Source organism: Aerosakkonema sp. BLCC-F183 (assembly GCF_041929145.1).
Lineage (GTDB): Bacteria > Cyanobacteriota > Cyanobacteriia > Cyanobacteriales > Aerosakkonemataceae > Aerosakkonema.
The window spans coordinates 1-18,163 of the sequence record NZ_JBHFNU010000058.1; the positions used below are offsets into that span (position 1 = coordinate 1).

Annotated in this window: 26 protein-coding genes; 14 read left to right on the forward strand and 12 right to left on the reverse strand. The window is 42.4% G+C overall.

Annotated elements, in window-relative coordinates:
• Positions 1-211: 211 nt before the first annotated feature.
• Together ACE1CD_RS16935 and ACE1CD_RS16940 are read right to left on the reverse strand one after the other, a co-directional pair.
• Positions 212-598 carry a type II toxin-antitoxin system VapC family toxin gene (locus ACE1CD_RS16935; RefSeq protein WP_374793580.1) on the reverse strand — a complete coding sequence of 129 codons (387 nt, stop codon included), beginning with the start codon at positions 596-598 and terminating at the stop codon, positions 212-214.
• 2 nt (positions 599-600) lie between these two features.
• Positions 601-822, reverse strand: a complete 222-nt coding sequence (locus tag ACE1CD_RS16940; RefSeq protein WP_374793578.1) for a type II toxin-antitoxin system Phd/YefM family antitoxin — start codon at positions 820-822, stop codon at positions 601-603.
• Between the two features lie 356 nt (positions 823-1,178).
• On the opposite strand from ACE1CD_RS16940, the gene ACE1CD_RS16945 reads away from it, so the two are divergent.
• Positions 1,179-1,421, forward strand: a complete 243-nt coding sequence (locus ACE1CD_RS16945) for a hypothetical protein (RefSeq protein ID WP_374793576.1) — start codon at positions 1,179-1,181, stop codon at positions 1,419-1,421.
• On the forward strand, positions 1,414-1,773 hold the full coding sequence (locus ACE1CD_RS16950) for a type II toxin-antitoxin system RelE/ParE family toxin (RefSeq protein WP_374793575.1): 360 nt from the start codon (positions 1,414-1,416) through the stop codon (positions 1,771-1,773). The genes ACE1CD_RS16945 and ACE1CD_RS16950 overlap by 8 nt, the downstream gene beginning before the upstream one ends.
• Positions 1,774-1,804: 31 nt before the next feature.
• Here ACE1CD_RS16950 and ACE1CD_RS16955 read toward each other — a convergent pair whose 3' ends face one another.
• Genes ACE1CD_RS16955 through ACE1CD_RS16965 form a run of 3 tightly spaced genes read right to left on the reverse strand, consistent with a single transcriptional unit; the run spans position 1,805 to position 3,687 of the window.
• Entirely contained in the window at positions 1,805-2,416 is a 612-nt protein-coding gene (locus tag ACE1CD_RS16955) for a hypothetical protein (protein WP_374825655.1), read from the reverse strand.
• 9 nt (positions 2,417-2,425) lie between these two features.
• Complete coding sequence (locus ACE1CD_RS16960) at positions 2,426-3,154, reverse strand: Tat pathway signal protein (protein WP_374825657.1); 729 nt, start codon at positions 3,152-3,154, stop codon at positions 2,426-2,428.
• Positions 3,155-3,156: 2 nt separating this feature from the next.
• Complete coding sequence (locus tag ACE1CD_RS16965; protein ID WP_374825659.1) at positions 3,157-3,687, reverse strand: hypothetical protein; 531 nt, start codon at positions 3,685-3,687, stop codon at positions 3,157-3,159.
• 235 nt (positions 3,688-3,922) lie between these two features.
• On the opposite strand from ACE1CD_RS16965, the gene ACE1CD_RS16970 reads away from it, so the two are divergent.
• The 6 genes from ACE1CD_RS16970 (at position 3,923) to ACE1CD_RS16995 (ending at position 7,338) form a co-directional block, all read left to right on the forward strand.
• Positions 3,923-5,275, forward strand: a complete 1,353-nt coding sequence (locus ACE1CD_RS16970; protein WP_374825661.1) for an NB-ARC domain-containing protein — start codon at positions 3,923-3,925, stop codon at positions 5,273-5,275.
• A gap of 26 nt (positions 5,276-5,301) precedes the next feature.
• Positions 5,302-6,105, forward strand: a complete 804-nt coding sequence (locus ACE1CD_RS16975; protein ID WP_374825663.1) for an Rpn family recombination-promoting nuclease/putative transposase — start codon at positions 5,302-5,304, stop codon at positions 6,103-6,105.
• Between the two features lie 30 nt (positions 6,106-6,135).
• Entirely contained in the window at positions 6,136-6,363 is a 228-nt protein-coding gene (locus ACE1CD_RS16980; RefSeq protein WP_374793563.1) for a hypothetical protein, read from the forward strand.
• A 25-nt stretch (positions 6,364-6,388) separates the two neighbouring features.
• Entirely contained in the window at positions 6,389-6,544 is a 156-nt protein-coding gene (locus ACE1CD_RS16985) for a hypothetical protein (RefSeq protein WP_374793561.1), read from the forward strand.
• A 292-nt stretch (positions 6,545-6,836) separates the two neighbouring features.
• Entirely contained in the window at positions 6,837-7,079 is a 243-nt protein-coding gene (locus ACE1CD_RS16990; RefSeq protein ID WP_374825665.1) for a hypothetical protein, read from the forward strand.
• Positions 7,054-7,338 carry a type II toxin-antitoxin system YafQ family toxin gene (locus tag ACE1CD_RS16995; protein WP_374825667.1) on the forward strand — a complete coding sequence of 95 codons (285 nt, stop codon included), beginning with the start codon at positions 7,054-7,056 and terminating at the stop codon, positions 7,336-7,338. The genes ACE1CD_RS16990 and ACE1CD_RS16995 overlap by 26 nt, the downstream gene beginning before the upstream one ends.
• A gap of 64 nt (positions 7,339-7,402) precedes the next feature.
• Here ACE1CD_RS16995 and ACE1CD_RS17000 read toward each other — a convergent pair whose 3' ends face one another.
• On the reverse strand, positions 7,403-7,696 hold the full coding sequence (locus ACE1CD_RS17000; protein WP_374793556.1) for a hypothetical protein: 294 nt from the start codon (positions 7,694-7,696) through the stop codon (positions 7,403-7,405).
• Positions 7,697-7,892: 196 nt separating this feature from the next.
• Between ACE1CD_RS17000 and ACE1CD_RS17005 the strand changes: the two genes are divergently transcribed.
• From ACE1CD_RS17005 to ACE1CD_RS17030, 6 genes are all read left to right on the forward strand, one after another.
• Positions 7,893-8,690: an MlaE family lipid ABC transporter permease subunit gene (locus tag ACE1CD_RS17005; protein WP_190468663.1), complete on the forward strand. Its 798-nt coding sequence runs from the start codon at positions 7,893-7,895 to the stop codon at positions 8,688-8,690.
• A gap of 55 nt (positions 8,691-8,745) precedes the next feature.
• The gene (locus ACE1CD_RS17010; RefSeq protein ID WP_374793554.1) at positions 8,746-9,132 is read left to right on the forward strand and encodes a DUF3119 family protein; all 387 of its coding nucleotides are present in this window, start codon (positions 8,746-8,748) and stop codon (positions 9,130-9,132) included.
• Positions 9,133-9,209: 77 nt separating this feature from the next.
• The gene (locus tag ACE1CD_RS17015) at positions 9,210-10,550 is read left to right on the forward strand and encodes a DUF3086 domain-containing protein (protein ID WP_374825669.1); all 1,341 of its coding nucleotides are present in this window, start codon (positions 9,210-9,212) and stop codon (positions 10,548-10,550) included.
• Positions 10,551-10,710: 160 nt separating this feature from the next.
• Positions 10,711-11,367 carry a glycerol-3-phosphate 1-O-acyltransferase PlsY gene (plsY, locus tag ACE1CD_RS17020; RefSeq protein ID WP_374793551.1) on the forward strand — a complete coding sequence of 219 codons (657 nt, stop codon included), beginning with the start codon at positions 10,711-10,713 and terminating at the stop codon, positions 11,365-11,367.
• A gap of 103 nt (positions 11,368-11,470) precedes the next feature.
• On the forward strand, positions 11,471-12,502 hold the full coding sequence (locus ACE1CD_RS17025; RefSeq protein WP_374793549.1) for an ATP/GTP-binding protein: 1,032 nt from the start codon (positions 11,471-11,473) through the stop codon (positions 12,500-12,502).
• Positions 12,503-12,504: 2 nt separating this feature from the next.
• On the forward strand, positions 12,505-13,047 hold the full coding sequence (locus ACE1CD_RS17030; RefSeq protein ID WP_374793547.1) for a hypothetical protein: 543 nt from the start codon (positions 12,505-12,507) through the stop codon (positions 13,045-13,047).
• A 155-nt stretch (positions 13,048-13,202) separates the two neighbouring features.
• Here the strand turns inward: ACE1CD_RS17030 and ACE1CD_RS17035 are convergent, their stop codons facing one another.
• From ACE1CD_RS17035 to pipX, 6 genes are all read right to left on the reverse strand, one after another.
• On the reverse strand, positions 13,203-13,361 hold the full coding sequence (locus ACE1CD_RS17035; protein WP_374793545.1) for a hypothetical protein: 159 nt from the start codon (positions 13,359-13,361) through the stop codon (positions 13,203-13,205).
• A 73-nt stretch (positions 13,362-13,434) separates the two neighbouring features.
• Entirely contained in the window at positions 13,435-14,745 is a 1,311-nt protein-coding gene (locus tag ACE1CD_RS17040; protein WP_374825671.1) for a phosphotransferase family protein, read from the reverse strand.
• A gap of 231 nt (positions 14,746-14,976) precedes the next feature.
• Positions 14,977-15,786: a pyrroline-5-carboxylate reductase gene (gene proC, locus ACE1CD_RS17045; RefSeq protein ID WP_374825673.1), complete on the reverse strand. Its 810-nt coding sequence runs from the start codon at positions 15,784-15,786 to the stop codon at positions 14,977-14,979.
• Between the two features lie 112 nt (positions 15,787-15,898).
• Positions 15,899-16,498: a cell division protein SepF gene (locus tag ACE1CD_RS17050; RefSeq protein WP_374825694.1), complete on the reverse strand. Its 600-nt coding sequence runs from the start codon at positions 16,496-16,498 to the stop codon at positions 15,899-15,901.
• Positions 16,499-16,821: 323 nt separating this feature from the next.
• Entirely contained in the window at positions 16,822-17,508 is a 687-nt protein-coding gene (locus tag ACE1CD_RS17055) for a YggS family pyridoxal phosphate-dependent enzyme (RefSeq protein ID WP_374825675.1), read from the reverse strand.
• Positions 17,505-17,780, reverse strand: coding sequence for a transcriptional coactivator PipX (gene pipX, locus ACE1CD_RS17060; RefSeq protein WP_374825677.1), 276 nt, complete (start codon positions 17,778-17,780; stop codon positions 17,505-17,507). Before pipX ends, ACE1CD_RS17055 begins: the two co-directional genes overlap by 4 nt.
• Positions 17,781-18,163 lie beyond the last annotated feature (383 nt).

The window sequence follows — 18,163 nt, forward strand, 5'->3', positions numbered from 1 at the left end:
CCATAAGCTAATCATCTCAAAAATAAAGAAAAGCTTAAATTACATGGGTACAACTTGACCGAACGATAATCTTTACATCCATTTCTGGGTAAGGGTTTTAGTCTTCTGGAGTTCCCCGCAGCGCGGGGAACTCCAGGTTAAGTTTGGAAAACCCCACCCCCAGCCCCTCCCCGTCTACGGGGAGGGGAGGAAAACGATTACGGCTTGTGCTTTACCATATAAGGTGAATTGGGTATAAATTAAACATAGGGTCTTGGCTAATAATAGAAATATTTTCTACTATAGCTTGTGCAATTAATAATCGATCGAAAGGATCGTTATGATAAAAATTTAAGTGCGAAATTACTTTTAAATGGCTAAGCTTTATATTTAGCAATTCAAAATCTTTCAGCTTGATTTTTTCTTGAATATAATCGTCCAAACCGACAGATAAAGTAAGTTTTCCTTTACTTTGTTTAATTGCCATTTCCCAAACACTTGCCACACTAATATATTTTATATTGTCTATATCTTCAATTAAATTTCGGGCTGTATCGCTAAGTTTTATATCCCCAGAAAAAAACCAAATTATTACATGAGTGTCTAATAAAAGTTGCATTGTTAATCTTCAAATCCTTCTAATGGTGCATCAAAATCATCAGAAATAGAGATGATTCCTTTATCCGTGCCAAATAAAGGAGGACGTTGAGGTTTTGGCTGAAGTGAAACTAATTTTAATAATGGTTGCTGATTTTCTGTAATAATGATTTCTTCTCCATTTAAAGCTAAATGGAATAATTCTGATATTTTGGAAATTGCTTGTGTGATTTCTACGGAAGACATAGCGAACCTATTGAAATGCTATTTTTCGGTAATTATAGCATATAAAATGCCGTTAGGTAGGCTTCGCGTGAAACGAAGCGAGATCCTATCGTACCTCATCCAACCTTTACCAAAAAGCGCTATTCTCAACCATAGCTTGTAGGGTGCGTCAGATTGTTAAGTTAATTATCCGAGGGATAACTTTTTTTGCTTTGATGAAAACTATCGGGACAGACGATCGCACTCTCCACAGCTAGGCGATCGCACTCACTTACGCGAACAGAAATTACAAGTTACAATGGATAACTGATATTGCCTCGCTACAAAAGCAGTTTTATGATATAATTGCGTTATCCCATGTTTGAGGAGAGTCAATTATGCAAGCCTTTGAAGTAATGGGAACAATTGATGAAAAAGGTCAATTGATTTTAGATAGCCATCTCAATATTCCTGCACCAAGTCGCGTGAAAGTAATTGTTTTAGTAAGTAATGAAGATGAGTACGATATTGACGATCCTCCTGTGGAAGAAATTAAAGCGAGTTTAAAACGTGCTTTACAAGAAGTAAAAGCAGGACAAACGCGACCTATTTCTGAATTATGGAATAGAATCGATGGCTAATAATTTCAATCAAATTTCAGTTAGATTCGCTAATGAATTTGAAAAGGAGTTGTATCGGTTATCAAAAAAATATCGCAATATTCGGGCTGATGTTGAACCGATAATTGCGGAAGTTCAGAAAGGAAATTTTGTTGGCGATCGCTTATCTGGATTTGGTGCAGATTATTTTGTTTATAAAGTGAGAGCTAAAAATAGTAATATTCAAAAAGGTAAAAGTGCAGGGTATAGGTTAATTTATTTAGTTGAATCAGAAAGCAACGTTTTATTGCTGACTATTTACAGTAAATCAGAACGAGAAGATATTACAGTTGATGAGATTAATTCTATTTTAGCTGAGTTTTATGGGGATTAGTAACTAAGCGATCGCACTTGCATCATTGTCACTACGGCCTCAGTATTGCCCCAATTGCATCAATCCAATCATCATTTTCCCTATACGCTTCTCTGTACGCTTGCAAAACTTGAGCGGGGTTATATCTTCTACTACCAGATCTATTTCCAGGGCGAATTAGTTGATTGATTCGTTCGTGAATTCCACCACTACCCATTCTTCTACTGTGTTGTTCTCTTGTCAGGAGTACGGCAGGCATATCATTTCCATTCATTCCAAATAATCTAGCAAAACGTCGCTCTATCAGATGGTGAGCCTGAACATTTTGTCCTTGGAATTCTCGCCGTAGCCAAGCTTGTCGTTGTGGATGATTTGCCAGCGCACTGTAAGGGCCAATAATACTACCTCTGCTGGAACGATAAATACCCTTTTCTTCATCCAGCCATTGCCCTCTACTGCTTCTAGGTACTCTTCCCACCCATGCTGGTAAACTTCGGCGAGGTCTTCTAGCTAAAAGAGTTTCTGAGTTTGAAAATAAGTGCGATTCTGGATGGCTTGTATTTGTGGTATTGCTAAATTTAGCGGCTTGTGTTTCGCTGCCAAATAACAGACACGAAGCTGCTAAGAGTATTACTGTAGTTGAACGAAAGACAGATTTTTTCATCAGTTCCTCTCAAGAGAATTTAACTTCAACGATAATTTCCCGGCGCGGCTGACCACCACCTTCAACAATTAGTTCAACATTACCGCGTCCACCGCGACCGGGTTGGATTAAATCGTAGCGAGAAGTAACTTCACCAAAGGCTGTACGATAGTTTTGAAAACAAACATTTCGGCTCCCAGTTGCATCAGGGAAACTATCTCCTTCCCAACTACACCAATCATCAAATTGAGAATTTACAGGGAAAAGTGAATCCGCAACCTGATTAGGAGAAAGTCCCTGTTTGGCTAGCACTTGACTGGCAACGTGAATGCCTGCCATTGTAGGGCCAGTAATTTTAGCAGTGCTAGTTTCACCTTGATACTTTTGAACAAAACCGAAACCTACATTTGGCCCCCATTTATCTTGTCTTTGTTGCCCCCAGATAATATTGGTTTGAGCGCGTGCAAGTTCGGTTTTATTTTCTCTGAATTGACGCTCAACGAAATCCTTGTCGGCTAGTTGAATTGCCAAAAGTTCTTCTTCAGAAGGGCCAAATTCGTCGGATAATGCACCTCGAATAATTCTGCCAGCAGCAAAGCGCAATAAGCCACCAAAAACAGCACGGGATGTTAATGCGCGAAGAATAAGGCCAATAACAAATGCTTCTGCTGGTTTGGGGAAAAATATACCAGAGGTAGCTGCCACAGAAGCACCACCCAAAATAGCTAACTTAGTAAATTTGCGTCGGCTGATACTCATAATTACTGCCTGCGACCGGGAGATGAGGAAATAGGCTCAAGTAAAGCTTGAACAAACGAAACTTTTATACTATAAATTTGAGGAGTTTCTATGGCGACACTGCTTACCCTGCTGACATCCAATATTACAAGGGATTTTTCGCCTACGGACAGCGTTCTAGAAGTAGCCATATTTCCATCCAGATAAACGTTTACAGTTGCTTGTTCATTAGCCCTTTGGTCATCAGCAATACCAAAAGCTAGACGAAGAGTTTTAAACCTTGGTTGAGATCCAGCAGGTCTAATCCTACAGGTAAGTAATAAGTCTGACTTTTCACCATACCCATTATTATTTCTAAAATAAAAAATTTCGGTAAATACCTGTCTACCTATAGAAATATCCTGCTGACTGCTGTCCATTATAGATCCGCGCCGAACGCAACCAGTTGAAAATAGAGAAGTGGTGCGCTGCTGTCCTTGTGCTACTTGCCAAGCCGAACCCGCAAAAACTAGGCATATTGCCCCAATTGCGGCAAATTTACGAATAAATTTCATTTTTTCCTTGGTATCTAGCGCTTGCGGTGTTTTACTTAACAAAGTAGAACTTTATCCAGATCGGTAAAATGTCATTTGTCTTATAGTAAATGCCTTGTGCTAAATGCTACCAACTGAAAAAAACAGATTCGATCGGATTTTTATAACAAATTTTTAAGTAAAGCCCAGAAAAAACCTGATTTTCTTGGTTTATACTGAGCTAGAATGCCCAAAATCGTTATTATACCTGACTTTTATGACTATTACGGAAATTTTACAATTTGTAGATCGAATAGTCGAGAAACAAACGGGACAACACCTAGACGATCTGCAAAAAACTGTCATTCAAGGAGTTTGGCAAGGGAAAAGTTACAATCAAATTGCAGATGAATCTGGGTATGATAAAAACTATGTTGGAGATGTTAGTCGTAAGTTATTTAAGATTTTATCCGAACAGCTTAATGAAGATATCAATAAATCTAATTTTTCTTGGACATTAGAAAGAGCTATAAATTCTCCTCAGTTTGTTGTTGGTGTAAATACTAATATTAGTTATTGTCCGTTTTATCCTCCAGCAGAGCAAAATCAATCTATCAATAAGGAAGAGAAAACGACCAAAAAGACAGTGTATCACGATTTAATCCTAGCGCCTAAGATAATTCATTTTTGCGATCGCACTCTCGAACTCCAAACCCTATCCCACTGGTTAACCACTCAAAACCCCCGTCTCATCTCCGTTTTAGGACTCAGTGGTATTGGGAAAACCACCTTAGTTAAACAGTTTGTTGACCTAAATTTACAACTATTTGATATAATCATCTGGAAAAGCATCAAACTCTCCCCATCTTTAGATACCATTATTACTGAAATTTTCGCACTGATTAATTACGAACCTATTCAAACTGACAATAAATTAACCCAACTATTCAATCTTTTACGCCAGCAAAGATGTTTAATTATCCTTGATGATGTGCAAGAGTTATTTACCAGCGGACAATTCGCGGGACAGTACAAAACTGAATATAAAGACTACAAAACCTTTTTCACAAGGATGACAGAGATCGAGCATCAAAGCACTTTAATCTTAATCGGTCAAGAACAATGCCAAGAAATGATTTGCTTAGATGAGGAATTGTATCCTGTTAAGTGTTTGGAATTAGGAGGCTTAGGCGATACCGAAATCCTGAATAATCTGGGATTGAAGGATGATGAAACCTGGCCAAAGCTGCTGGAATTATATGAAGGAAACCCAGTTTATTTAAAGGATATTGCCAGCTTAGTTAGAAATATTTTTTTAGGAAAAGTGTCTGAGTTTTTAACGGAGGACAGTTTACTCTTGACCGAAGATATTAAATATCGTTTAAAGGAATTATTCGATAGATTATCCCCTATAGAACAACAAATTGTTGTAGAATTAAGTAAGTGCGATCGACCCGTGTCAAGAGAAGATTTAAGACAAGTTTTATCTTTGTCATCAATGGACTTGATTAACGGTTTACAATCTTTGAGTAAACGCTATTTACTCAAAACAATAGAATGTGATAAAATATCATTTATATTAACTCCTGTTTTTCGAGAATATGTGAGAACTTGCCTGCCGCCGTCTTAAGGTGAGTATCTAAGCCCCAAAAAATCATGAAAACAGACAGCATCTTCTATCAAATATTTCAGAGTTTACCCAGCATCTTCTTTGAACTAATCGGTCAGCCGACATCAGAAGCAAGCGGCTACGAGTTCAAGTCAGTGGAAATCAAAGAAATAATCAAACGGATTGATGGCGTATTTCTGCCATCGAAACCCAATCAACCAATTTATTTTGCCGAAGTCCAGTTTCAACGAGACGAAGAATTTTACTATCGGTTTTTTACGGAAATTTCCGTTTATCTGTATCAATACAAACCGAAAAGACCTTGGCGTGCGGTAGCGGTATTCAACCGCCAAAGTAGCGATACAGAAGTACCATTAGAATATCAGCACTTTCTGGCGGCTGGACAAGTGCAGCGGGTTTATTTGTCAGAATTGGGTCAAGCGGCAAACCAGTCAGTCGGTTTGGGGATGCTAAACTTAATAGTTGAGGATGAAACAATAGCGATTGACCAAGCCAGACAGCTAATCCAGAATGCACAACAGCAGTCGGATGAAGCATTCCGGCAAAAAGTTCTACAATTGATCGAAACAGTCTTGGTGTATAAATTTCCTAGCATGAGTCGCCGGGAGGTAGAAGCGATGTTCGGGTTAAGCGATTTGAAAAAGACGCGGTACTTTCAAGAAGTTGCTGAAGAAGCTAAGCTAGAAGGCAAGTTGGAAGGCAAGTTGGAAGGCAAGTTGGAAACAGTGCCTCGATTATTGCAGTTGGGATTGAGTGTGGAACAAATTGCGATCGCGTTAGAGTTGGATATTGAAGTAGTGAGAAAGGCAGCACGAGGAGAATCCAACTAATAGTTACGAAAAGTCTATAAATTTCCTAGTATGAGTCGCGGGGAGGTAGAAGCGATGTTCGGGTTAAGCGATTTGAAAAAGACGCGGTACTTTCAAGAAGTTGTTGAAGAAGCTAAGCTAGAAGGCAAGTTAGAAGGCAAGCTAGAAACAGTGCCTCGATTGTTGCAGTTGGGATTGAGTGTGCAACAAATTGCGATCGCGTTAGAGTTGGATATGGAAGTGGTGAGCAAGGCAGCACAAAGACAATCTCATAGATAAAGCTGGGGGGCTGCCAATCAAAATTATGTTTAATCTTATTGCAGCCCTCGCAATTTTATGTTTGGGTATGGTAAACTTGACGGTTGAGGATGAAGCGATCGCACTCACCCAAGCCAGACACCCAATCCAAAAAGGACAGTCGCAGATGGAAAATGAAGCAGTCCCGCGAAAACCTCTGTAATTGATTCAAATTCTCTTTTTTTATAAATTTCCTTTCATGATTTACCGGAAGAAAAAAGCAATATTCTCCTTAAGCGATCTTATCGCCAGCGATCGAATTTTTGTAAGTACTTCTTTAGGGGGATCGATCGCACTAGGCAAATTTAACTATCGTCTTTCTCCCACGCCATCTTTTTTGCTAAAAACGATACCGCAAATAATTTAGATTCTGTTAAACCAGATTTGCTACATGAGAACTCATGTACGATAAAAGTATGGTGTGTGAAGTCTACCGAAGCCTCGAAAAACTGTCGATGAGTAACCCTGTATCTTTTCAAACAGTGATTGAATACGTTGACGCTCTTTCTCCAGAGGATCTAGATTTGTTGTTTGAACTGATTCGCAAAAAACGGATTGAACAAAGACGCCAGGAAATCGCCAGTAATGCTGCTGAGACTCTGGCAGCATTCGCAGCGGGACAAGCCAAGCGTGGTACAATAGCTGACCTACGCGCTGATTTACTTGTGGATAATGAGAATTCTTGTTTGGGATGGTAGCTTTAAGCGGGCTTTTAAGCGCGTTGTAGGTAAAAATCCCCAACTAGAGGTAAAAATTTTTGCGGTGCTGGAATTGCTGGCAGCCGCTCCTTTTGGACAATCTTTGAAATCGCATAAATTGAGGGGTCCGCTGGAAGGGTTATGGGCTTATTGGGTTGAGTACGATTGCCGAATCATTTACACTTTCAAGGAAAATGCTGATTCCGGCGAGCATATGATTGTATTGATTGATATTGGTACTCATGACGAAGTGTACTGAGCGATCGCACTCCCCAGCACTCCGCAAGATGCGGAATAGGCTGAATTTAAGTATACTCGATCCCTTAATTCCCGCGTAAAGTTTGATACCTATAAAAAGCATAGGTGTCAAACATAGCTCCTACCAAAGCACAAGTCATACCAATTGTCAATAATCCCTCAATTGCACAGCCATTACCGAAAACGGCCAGAAACTGCCAAATTGATACAGCGCCAGACTGACCGATAATTCCCAAAACGGGAATATAGCCAATCAAAGACAAACCTGCTAACGTTCCCCCTACTAGCAGGATAGGGGCGACAAAGCTCAGAAAACTCGTCAGCAGCAGAGAGCGGAAGAAGTTGGGCATCATATTCATGCAAATTTACTACTCCGATCGAACTGACAGGCCCATGCCAGAAAATGGCTACTTGCCACTTACCACAATAGGCGTTACATTCACCATCGAACCAAAAAGTCAAAAATCTTAAGTTTTCATTAAAAATATAAAGGATTTGTTCACGGGGATCGTTCAGATTAGATACAGTTCTTAACGCAGCGAGTACATTGGCGCGGTGAAGGGGAGAAAATCTAATTTCAGCTTGGGGTTATGGGGACAGCGCTTGCTGGCCGCGATTTTGTTGGGCGGACAGGTACTCATCCACATCCTCAACGGCAAAATTCACCGCCGCAATACCATCGATCAAATGGCAGCCGTTGGCCCAGATTCACTCCTGATTGCCTTGGTAACAGCAGCTTTTGTGGGCATGGTATTTACAGTGCAAGTAGCGCGAGAATTTATCAACCTGGGTGCCAGCACCGCCGTGGGAGGAGTTCTGGCACTGGCGTTGTGCCGCGAACTTGCCCCAGTCCTCACCGCCGTAGTTCTCGCAGGACGAGTGGGGTCGGCGTTTGCGGCAGAAATCGGCACAATGCGGGTAACGGAACAAATCGATGCCCTCTTGATGCTCAAAACCGATCCGATCGACTACTTAGTAACTCCCCGTGCGATCGCCTGCTGCTTGATGCTGCCAATTTTGACCCTAATGTGCTTGGTGACCGGGATGTTGGGAGGATTGCTGATTGCCACCAATCTATACAATATCTCCCAGACAGTATTTCTCGACTCCGCCCGTAACTTTCTCCATGTCTGGGATATTTGTAGCGCTGCGATCAAAGCTTTTTGCTTCGGCGCGTTGATTGCTGTGATTGGCTGTAGCTGGGGCTTAACCACAACAGGGGGAGCCAAAGGTGTGGGACAATCAACCACAACTGCTGTAGTCACCTCTCTGCTGGCTATCTTTGTCGCCAATTTCTTCTTGACTTGGGTGATGTTCCGGGGAACGGGCAGCGTTGTCCTACAAGGTTTGTGAAACGTGAGCTTATAGAATAAGAGAGAAGTCTTTGCTGAAAGAGGAATTAAAGACTGTGACCACGGCTGCTTCGATCGAATCCCAACAAACGGTTGAACTCTCCCCCAGTTACACCATACCCATAGTTTTAGTATCGATCGCCATACCGCTATTGTTGGTACAACCCTGGCTTAGCGCCATCATCTCCCTGTTCGGATTGTTCCTCTTGTTCCAGACTGTCACCATCCGCCTCAAATTTACGGAAACCGCTTTAGATATATACCGCTCTGGTAAGATAATTCGCAGTTTCCCTTACCGGGAATGGCAAAATTGGCGCATTTTTTGGCCCAGAGTGCCAATCTTGTTTTATTTTAAAGAAGTCAAAAGCATTCACTTCCTGCCGATTCTGTTCGATCCCAAGATGCTACAAACTTGTTTAGAGCAACGCTGTCCCAAGATTTAGTAAAGTAGGGTGGGAATTGCCCACCACCAGCTTTACCCCTGGTTAGTAACTATGAGTTGTTAGCTGTTAGTTGTTAAATGAATTCAGACGAACCCCAAACCCAAAAACAAGAGCAACCGCCGGAACGAGAACCAGCTATTGAGGCATGGTCAAATTCACCAGAACAAAATACCATAATTGAGTTGGTCGAACAAGCACCGACAGCGGATGTTGTAGTTAGCGAAGTAGTGCCTATAGATGATGATGAAAATTATCAATTTATAGAAGGAGATTTAGCGCCGCCCAGCACGGAAGATCTGCCGACAAAAGATGAGTTGGTAGTGGGCTTAGGATTGTCTGCCAATACAGAATATATTGTAGGAAACGACAATATCAGTCAAAGGGATTTCGCCCTGGAAAATGATAAAGTGGAGAGTGGGAGCGATCGCATCGCTGAGTTAGCAGAACGGGTAGCTGAGTTAAAACAAGAAGAACAAGCTCTCAAACAAGAAATCTCCTCCCTGCAAAGCACTAGAAAAATGCTCTCCCAGCAGGTAGCCGAAATGCAAACAACTTGCGGTCGCCTGATTCAAGAAAGCTTGAGCGAATTAGAACAGCGCAAACAAACGCTGCAAATTGCCGTAGAACAATTGGAACGCCGCCAAGAACGCATCCGCGCCGAAATGAAAACCACTTTTGCTGGGGTTTCGCAAGATTTGGCAATTCGGGTACAAGGTTTCAAAGATTATCTAGTCGGTAGTTTACAGGATTTGGCATCGGCTGCTGAGGAATTGGAATTGATTCCCAAAGCACCAGAACCAGAAGAAAAGGTGGTTGTTAGAGATGCCAAACCCGTGCAAGAATCTACCTCAGTTCCAACATTTGCCGAACAGGGTTTTCAGGAACAAGTTAAGCAAATTCGCAAGCTTTTAGACCAATATCGCACGCGACCGGATTATTATGGCCCGCCTTGGCAATTGCGTCGCACCTTTGAACCAATTCATGCGGAACGCGCATCGTACTGGTTTTTCACTCAGGGTGGCAAGGGAGCGTTGCGGAGTATGGGTTCTCGCTTGCAAAACATCCTCGTCGCTTCATCGATTATCTCAGTTTTGCGATCGCAATATCACGATCGTCTCCGCACTTTGATTCTGGCAAATACCCCCGAACGTCTGGGAGAATGGCGGCGCGGTTTGCAAGATTGTCTGGGCATTTCTCGCGGCGATTTTGGCCCAGAACGGGGAATTACCTTGTTTGAAACTCCAGAAGCGTTGGCAATGAAAGCCGAACGCTTGGTGAAGGAAGGGCAAATGCCGTTAATTGTTATTGACGAAACGGAAGACCTAATTAGTCTGTCTGTGCTGCAATTTCCCTTGTGGTTAGCTTTTGCACCTGACCCGCAATCGCCTAGCTATTCGTTGGAGCGCGATCGATTTTAAGGATTTAGATAATTTTACCGCAGATGAACGCAGATGAACGCAGATGTTTTTGGATAGAAGCTAGATAATTTCAGATTGCAGATCGAGATTTAAAATAGAAAGATTCCATCTGCAATCTGCTATTTTCAATTTGAGATTGGCACTAAAGGATGGGTTGATTATGTTTGGGGTAACTGTCAATATTGCGTTGGTGTTGGTATCTTATTTGTTAGGGTCGTTTCCCACAGGATATTTAGCCGCTCGTATACTTAAAGGTATCGATATTCGAGAGCAAGGTTCTGGTTCTATTGGCGCAACAAATGTGCTGCGAACTCTGGGAAAAGGGCCTGCGATCGTCGTTTTGCTAGTCGATGCGGCTAAAGGTGCTTTAGCGATCGCGCTGGCTCATTTAGCATACTCTTTTTCTAGCACAGCCGGATTATCTCTAGCAACGCTGGTTACTTTGGCGGGATTAGCAGCGATTATCGGTCATAGTTGGCCAATTTGGTTGAATTTTAAAGGCGGAAAGTCGGTTGCTACCAGTTTGGGCATTTTGCTGGCGATGTCTTGGCAAGTTGGTTTGGCAACCTTTGGCGTTTTTGCAGTAATGCTGGCCATCACCCGCATCGTGTCTTTCAGTTCTATTGTAGGTGCGATCGCAGTTTCCCTGCTGATGTTTGGCTTCGGTCAACCTTTACCTTATCAAATATTTGCGATCGCCGCCGGTATCTACGTCATCTGGCGTCATCGCAGTAACATCCAGCGTTTACTAGCAGGAACCGAACCAAAGATTGGCCAAAAATTACCAACAGAAACCGAACAAATTCCCCAAGCATAAGACAAATTATGACCAAGGAAATTCCATATTTCAGCCAGGTAAGTAGTTGCGCTAAAGCGCCAAATTTAGCGCAACTACTTAACTCAAAAATACGTTAATAAAAATGTTTAAGTCTTTAAAAATATCTAATTTCGGCATTTTTTCTCACCTCGACTGGCAACAACACGGTCAAATCAACGTTTTAATTGGTGAAAACGACACGGGAAAAACCTATTTACTCAAACTTCTCTATGTCATTGCCAAAAGCGTTGAAGATTACACCAAACGCCAACAATCCGACCAACCAAATTGGCGAGAAGTGCTAGCAGAAAAAATGTTCTGGGTTTATCAACCAGAAGATAGCAAACTGGGTGAATTGGTGAAAAAAGGGGAAACTCGATTAGAAGTTGAAGCCAAACTGCTAAATACAGATTATCGCTTTTCTTTTGGTCGCGATACCACTAAAAAAATCTCCGAAACAACAGACAATATTCCCCCACAAACGGGGATAAATACCCTGTTTATTCCACCTAAAGAAATTCTAACTGCTTTTGATGCGATCGCAGCCACCTCCGAACAATTAAAAATATTTGGCTTTGACGATACCTATCAAGATTTAATCAAAGCTTTGCGAGTTCCAGTATCTAGAAAAAAACTGCCCCCCAAGATGGCAGAAATTCTCGATTCCTTGGAAACATTATTTAATGGTGAAATTACGAGAGAGAAAAATAAATTTCTATTTAAACGGGGACGAGAAAAATTTGGAATGTCCCAAACCGCCGAAGGAATCAAAAAAGTTGGTATTCTAACCACCTTAATTCGCAATCACACTCTGCAATCTGGAACCATTCTCATCATTGACGAACCAGAAGCCAATCTGCACCCCCAAGCATTAATGGTATTCATTAAACTTTTATTCGATTTAGCTCAAGCTGGCGTGCAGATTTACCTAGCAACTCATAGCTATACAGTCGTAAAACAACTAGAAATATTAGCCAGAAAATATCAACAGATTATTCCTTTGTATTCTTTAATTAAACAAGAAACTGTATTAGCAAATTTTAGCGATTTGCGCCAAGGAATGCCAGATAATCCAATTATAGCAGCATCCATTCAACTTTACGAAGAAGATGTGCGCTTAGATTTAGAATCATAACCATGCCAAGTTATCAAGAAAGTGGGATAATTATTGACTTACCTGATGGAGAAAGCTTTCGCTTGCAAGATAATCCAGCTTATCAGAAACTCAAAGGTAAAAATCTTGCCGAAATGGACTTTGCTTGGTGGGATACTTCTCAACAAATTCTCTGGTTACTTGATGTCAAAGATTATTCTCAATTAACTCCCTCAGAAAGACTACCAGATTACCTGTTAGAGAAACTAATTAACAAAGTTACCGATATTTTAATGATTTTATCATCCGTCTGGATTAATTCCGAACAAGGTCAACAGATTAAAATTAATTTACCTGCTTCCTGCCAAACATTCCCTGTCAAACCTCGTCGCCTAAAAATTGTCTTTGTCTTAAAAATTCAAAATCCTACTCTCAAAGCAGATTTATCTCCTCTTAAAACCCGATTAGTATCCCGTTTAAAAGGGAGATTAGCTCTCTTCGATTTAAATAACATTACCTTAGTTGACCATGAAATAGCTATTAAAATGGGTCTTCCTTTAAGGATACAGCACTTTTCAGGAGAGTGAGGAACAGAGAAACCCGGTTTCTTGAAGAAACCGGGTTTCTGGGGTGTACTTTATACAAAAGTGAAGCCAGATCTCAAATTTATAACGTTTTCTATTTTCTGGGTTTGCCGATTTTCCCGATTTTAACAATTGCTCACTTTACCTCTACAATACAATTAACTATTAACAATAACTACGAGAAAGGGATCGAAAAATGCCTCAGCAGCTTGCTGGAAAGTAATGCCGTCATGCTTCTGTGGATTGCGACTTGCCTTTTCGTTGTTCCAAACAAAAGTAATGCCATTGAGTACGAAATACACATCCATGCTTGACATTCTTTTAATGAAGCAATGATTTGGAACTGGTATAACTAAAGTTTAACATAATTCATTTCACATCTCAATAATTTTAACTTTGTAACAATCCTCTATTATACTGCAAAAGCTTTTCCAAACACAAAGGTACTGCAACTTCCATCTCCCATCTAGCCAGAGGCTCTAAATTAGAAACTATCCAGTAATATGTAATTGCTTGATAAAACATTCCCAATGTTATCGACAATTCAAATGCTTCTATTAAACGTTCCATCGGTTCGTAAATTGTCCAATTTTCCAAATAAATATTGCGGAGATGAGTCCGCACATCGGGAATATCTGGAACGTATTTTTCGATATACAAAAAGTTAACGATATCAAAAAAAGGATGTGCGATCGCACCTGTTGGCCAATCAAAATAAATATAGTTATTATCTGTCACAACCACATTTTTTGCCCAGAAATCCCCATGTACGATCGTCTGCGGAATATTGTAACTTGCCAATGCCTCACACATTGCTTGGAATTGCGGAATCAAGCCACGCAATTCTTCGATATCATCATCCTCAATAATGATAAAATCTCCTGCTAGCAACGCCTCAGTATCAGATAACAACATCTCGATATGAAAAGGCAACTTGTAAATCCGGCGATCGGGCCAACCCAAAGCTAGCAACTTATCAACGCGGCTAGCTTCGTTTATCTGAATTTTCGCATATAAACGTAGCGATGCTTCCCAACGAGCGATATCGCTATTTTCAGAAAGAATTGTACCGCCGAAATCCCGCATCAAAATCCAGTGCTGTTCCGGTTCTACCGCCAAAATTTTCGGTAAATTATCTGGGTAAGATGCAGCTAAGCTTTGCGTAAATAAAGCATCATTAGCTAATACATTTGGCAAAGCTTTGAAATAAATATTTCCCGCTGTTGTATTCACCCGCATGATGCAGGAAATACCCCAAGCTCTCAATTGTTCGATTGGAGAAATAGCACTTATACCAAGATGATTAAGTTGCGCCTCAATCCAAGCAGATACCCTTTCAAACCAACCCAATCTTGCCCAAGGCACTCGCTGAATGCTGATTTTAGGGTCTTTAAATTCATCAAACCAAGCTTCAAGTACAGCAAAATGCTCCGGTACAGCTAGCTGAAGCTTATTTAATTCCTGTTCGCCAATCCAGACATATCCAGCAGGTAATTGCCAACTGGGACTGTGATTTTCCAGAGCAAAAACTCGATTGACGCGATCGCTCTCAGTATCCAAATCATTATAAACACAGCAGAGAGTCCTCACATCGATACCCAACTGCTCCTGCATAGCTTTATCGATCTGACCTACATGAGCGAAATGATTTTTGGCAGGTAAAAAATGAGGCAAAGACCAACCATTGTCAACCCCATACATCAATATCTTGGGCTCAGTCCTATGCGGAATTATAGTATAATAATCAAATCCTCGTCTTGAAGAATTAGGCACAGCTTTTTGATGAATTTTAAATAATATTTAATAATTTAATTTTAACGCAAAGGAACGCAAAGGTTTTCGCAAAGGGACGCAGAGTTGGTTAGATGTTCATCTTTTCTCTGCGTTCCTCTGCGTTTACCTCTGCGTTCCTTTGCGTTAAAAAAAACCCGATCAACTACCTAACTCCTTAGAACGCCGATAAGCCTTTTTGACCGCCTCGATCAAAGCCGAACGAAAACCGGCACGTTCTAACTCACCAATACCAGCAATAGTTGTACCGCCAGGACTGGTAACTCGGTCTTTGAGTTCCGCTGGGTGCATTCCCGTATCTTTGAGTAATTGAGCGGTACCGAGTACAGTTTGCAGTGCTAACTGAGAAGCGATCGTCCTTGGCAAACCGGCTGCTACACCGCCATCCGTAAGCGCTTCGACGACGAGGGCCACGTAACCCGGCCCCGATCCGGAAAGCCCCGTCACCGCATCCAACATCGTTTCTGGCACTTCCACCACTTCTCCCACAGCTTTAAAGATGCGCTGTGCCTGTTCTAAGTGACCGATCTGGACGTGATTGCCGGCGGCGATCGCAGTTATCCCAGCGCCCACCGTTGCTGGCGTATTCGGCATCGCCCGAATGACCGCCTGTCCTGGAAAAGCCCATTCCAGCTTATTCAAGGTCACCCCAGCCATAATCGAAATCACCAGTTGCCCTTCGGGAGTAACTACATTTTCTACCAACTCTGCTGCTACCGCCTCAAACACCTGGGGCTTAATTGCCAAAAATAGCACTTCAGCTGCCCTAGCTACTTCCCGATTGTCCGCAGTAACGCCAACGCTGTATTCCTGCACTAAAAAGCTGCGTCGTTGGGTCTGCGGTTCGCTTACCAAAACTTCTGACGGTAGATAAATTTGTCGATTAATTAAGCGGGATAAGAGAGCTTCTCCCATTACCCCGCCGCCAATGATGCCAAACCTGATACTCATTTGTTAAAAGTCAATCATTCAATCATTCAAAAGTCAAAAGTTAGCAGTCATTAGTTAGCGCTTCGTTCAAGTAACTACTGACTGCTGACCGCTAACTAATGACTCGCGATCGCTAACTCGACTGCACAATCCGCCGATCCTCTACCCAGGCGGGTGAAGGCGCAGTTTGACGGGGGATGCGTACTTGCGCTTGCGGTACTTCGTGAACGACACCGGATTGAGTACTTACCTGCACGCAGTTAGGCGTAAACAGGAAGATGCTTTCGCCAATGCGCTCTTGATGACCGTCGATCGCATAGGTGCCGCCTGCGATAAAGTCTACAGCACGTTGCGCTTGGTCTGGGTCCATCATGGTCAGGTTTAAGACCACCGATTTCCGTTCCCGCAAAGCTTGAATTGCTTGGGGCATTTCTTCAAAGCTGCGGGGTTCCATGACCACAACTTCTGAAAATCCGTTGTTCACTCCTGGCATTCCGATCACGTTATTCATGGGCGATGGCATTGCCGTTTCTGGTGCTACGCCGATGCGATCTCGCATCCGGCGGCGCTGACGGCGCTCTTCTTCCGTTGCTGCTTGCGGGTTTTCCTCTGCATAGAGGTTTTGGTTTTGGTAGTTATTCCGATCGTCTACATCGTCGTAGTCGTCGTATTCGTATTCTACTGGCTCATTGAGCCCAACCATATCTCTTAGCTTGCTAAAAATACCATTCACGGTTGTTGTCACTCCATGCAACTACATTTTACTTGGGTTACAAGCCCTTCTCCTATAGGGTAAGGGTACTTGCCTTGGAAAGCACCCTATTCTATTTATCATGTCTTGCGGTTGGCAATATATCAGCCCCTACAACCTTTAATTTTAGAAATTGTTAGGCTTTATGGGAGTGGGGGAGCGGGGGAAGTCAAAAGTCAAAAGTCAAAAGTCAAAAGTCAAAATTCCACCTTTTCCCTCTCCCTTCTCCCTCTTCCCTCTTCCCTCTTCCCTCTCCCCATTCCCTATTCCCGACGCCCGACGCCCGACGCCCGACGCCCTAATCCCTATCCCGATCGTTCGCCAAATAAAGTTCGTCCCAAACGCACCATCGTCGCACCCGCTTGTACCGCCAGCAGATAATCGTCAGACATACCCATTGATAGGTGCTGCATTTGTATGCGCGACCAATTTTGCCCCTGGATCTTCTCGGCCAATTCCCGCGTACTGTGAAACAATGCCAAGATTTCCTCTTGTGGCAAATCTAAGGGAGGAATAGTCATTAACCCAAGAATTTGTATATTTTGACACCGATCGAGTTCGCTTAAATCTGCTAGCAATTGCGGAACTGTCCAACCGTATTTGTTGGGATCTGGTAAAAGTTTGACTTGCAGACAAACTTGCGGTTTTTGTAAAAGCGACCCTGCCTTGGCATCGAGTTCCTGGGCTAATTTTAAACTGTCTAACGAATGAATCCACTGAAAATGCGCCAAAGCTTTTTTAGCTTTATTGCTTTGTAGATGTCCGATCAAATGCCAGGTGATATCCGGTAAATCTTGCAGCTGTAATTGCTTGGCTTCTGCTTCTTGGACGCGGCTTTCGCCAAAATCCCGTATTCCAGCTGCATAAGCAGAGCGCATAGCATCGATCGACACCTGTTTGGTGACAGCAATTAAACAGACAGATTCGGGTAGCTGTTGGCGGACGAGGGCTATGCGAGAGGCGATCTCCTCATCTAAATGAGAGCCGATCATTGAAATGTGCGGTGGTGAATGACCATGAGCTTATCGTACTCCTGTATTTGGCCGCTGCGTCGGAGCGATCGCAGACGATTTTCTACCAAGAGGCGAGAATCGGAACGGCTAATCGGCTCGCAAGTGATGCCAGCAGGTGTAGTACTGACTAAAAAAAATAAGCGTTGCGCGTAGAGTGTAGTGAACAATTCCTTGTTTTCTTCTAGCGTACACACTCGGTAAAGTAAACCAAATGTCGGATGATTTAGGTATGTCTCTGTGTTTTCATTCATTCTTCAGCAAAAGCCGATTTATCCTCATTCCAGCTATAAAAATTAACAAGGGACGGGCACTCGGACACCTAGCAGATGCGGTGAATCGATCGGCAGGTGCCAAAATTAATCCCTAAGCCGTAGAGATAGACTTGAATTGCACTCGTTTAGGTCGCCTTCTTATCTTACTTCCCTTCGATCTAGCACCTTTTGCCAGAGGCAGGGCTTTAGTTGCGTCTTGCCGACACCAGCTTTAGTCTGGCAACGAGTTCGTCTGGGGGCGATTTTGTCGCTCTCTTGCCTTTGTTACTGCTGCATAGCCTTGACAGCCATCCTATTGTTTGGTATTGACTCAGATTAAGAGTGCAAATTTATCGCCAACACAGTCAACAGCAGCTTAGGTA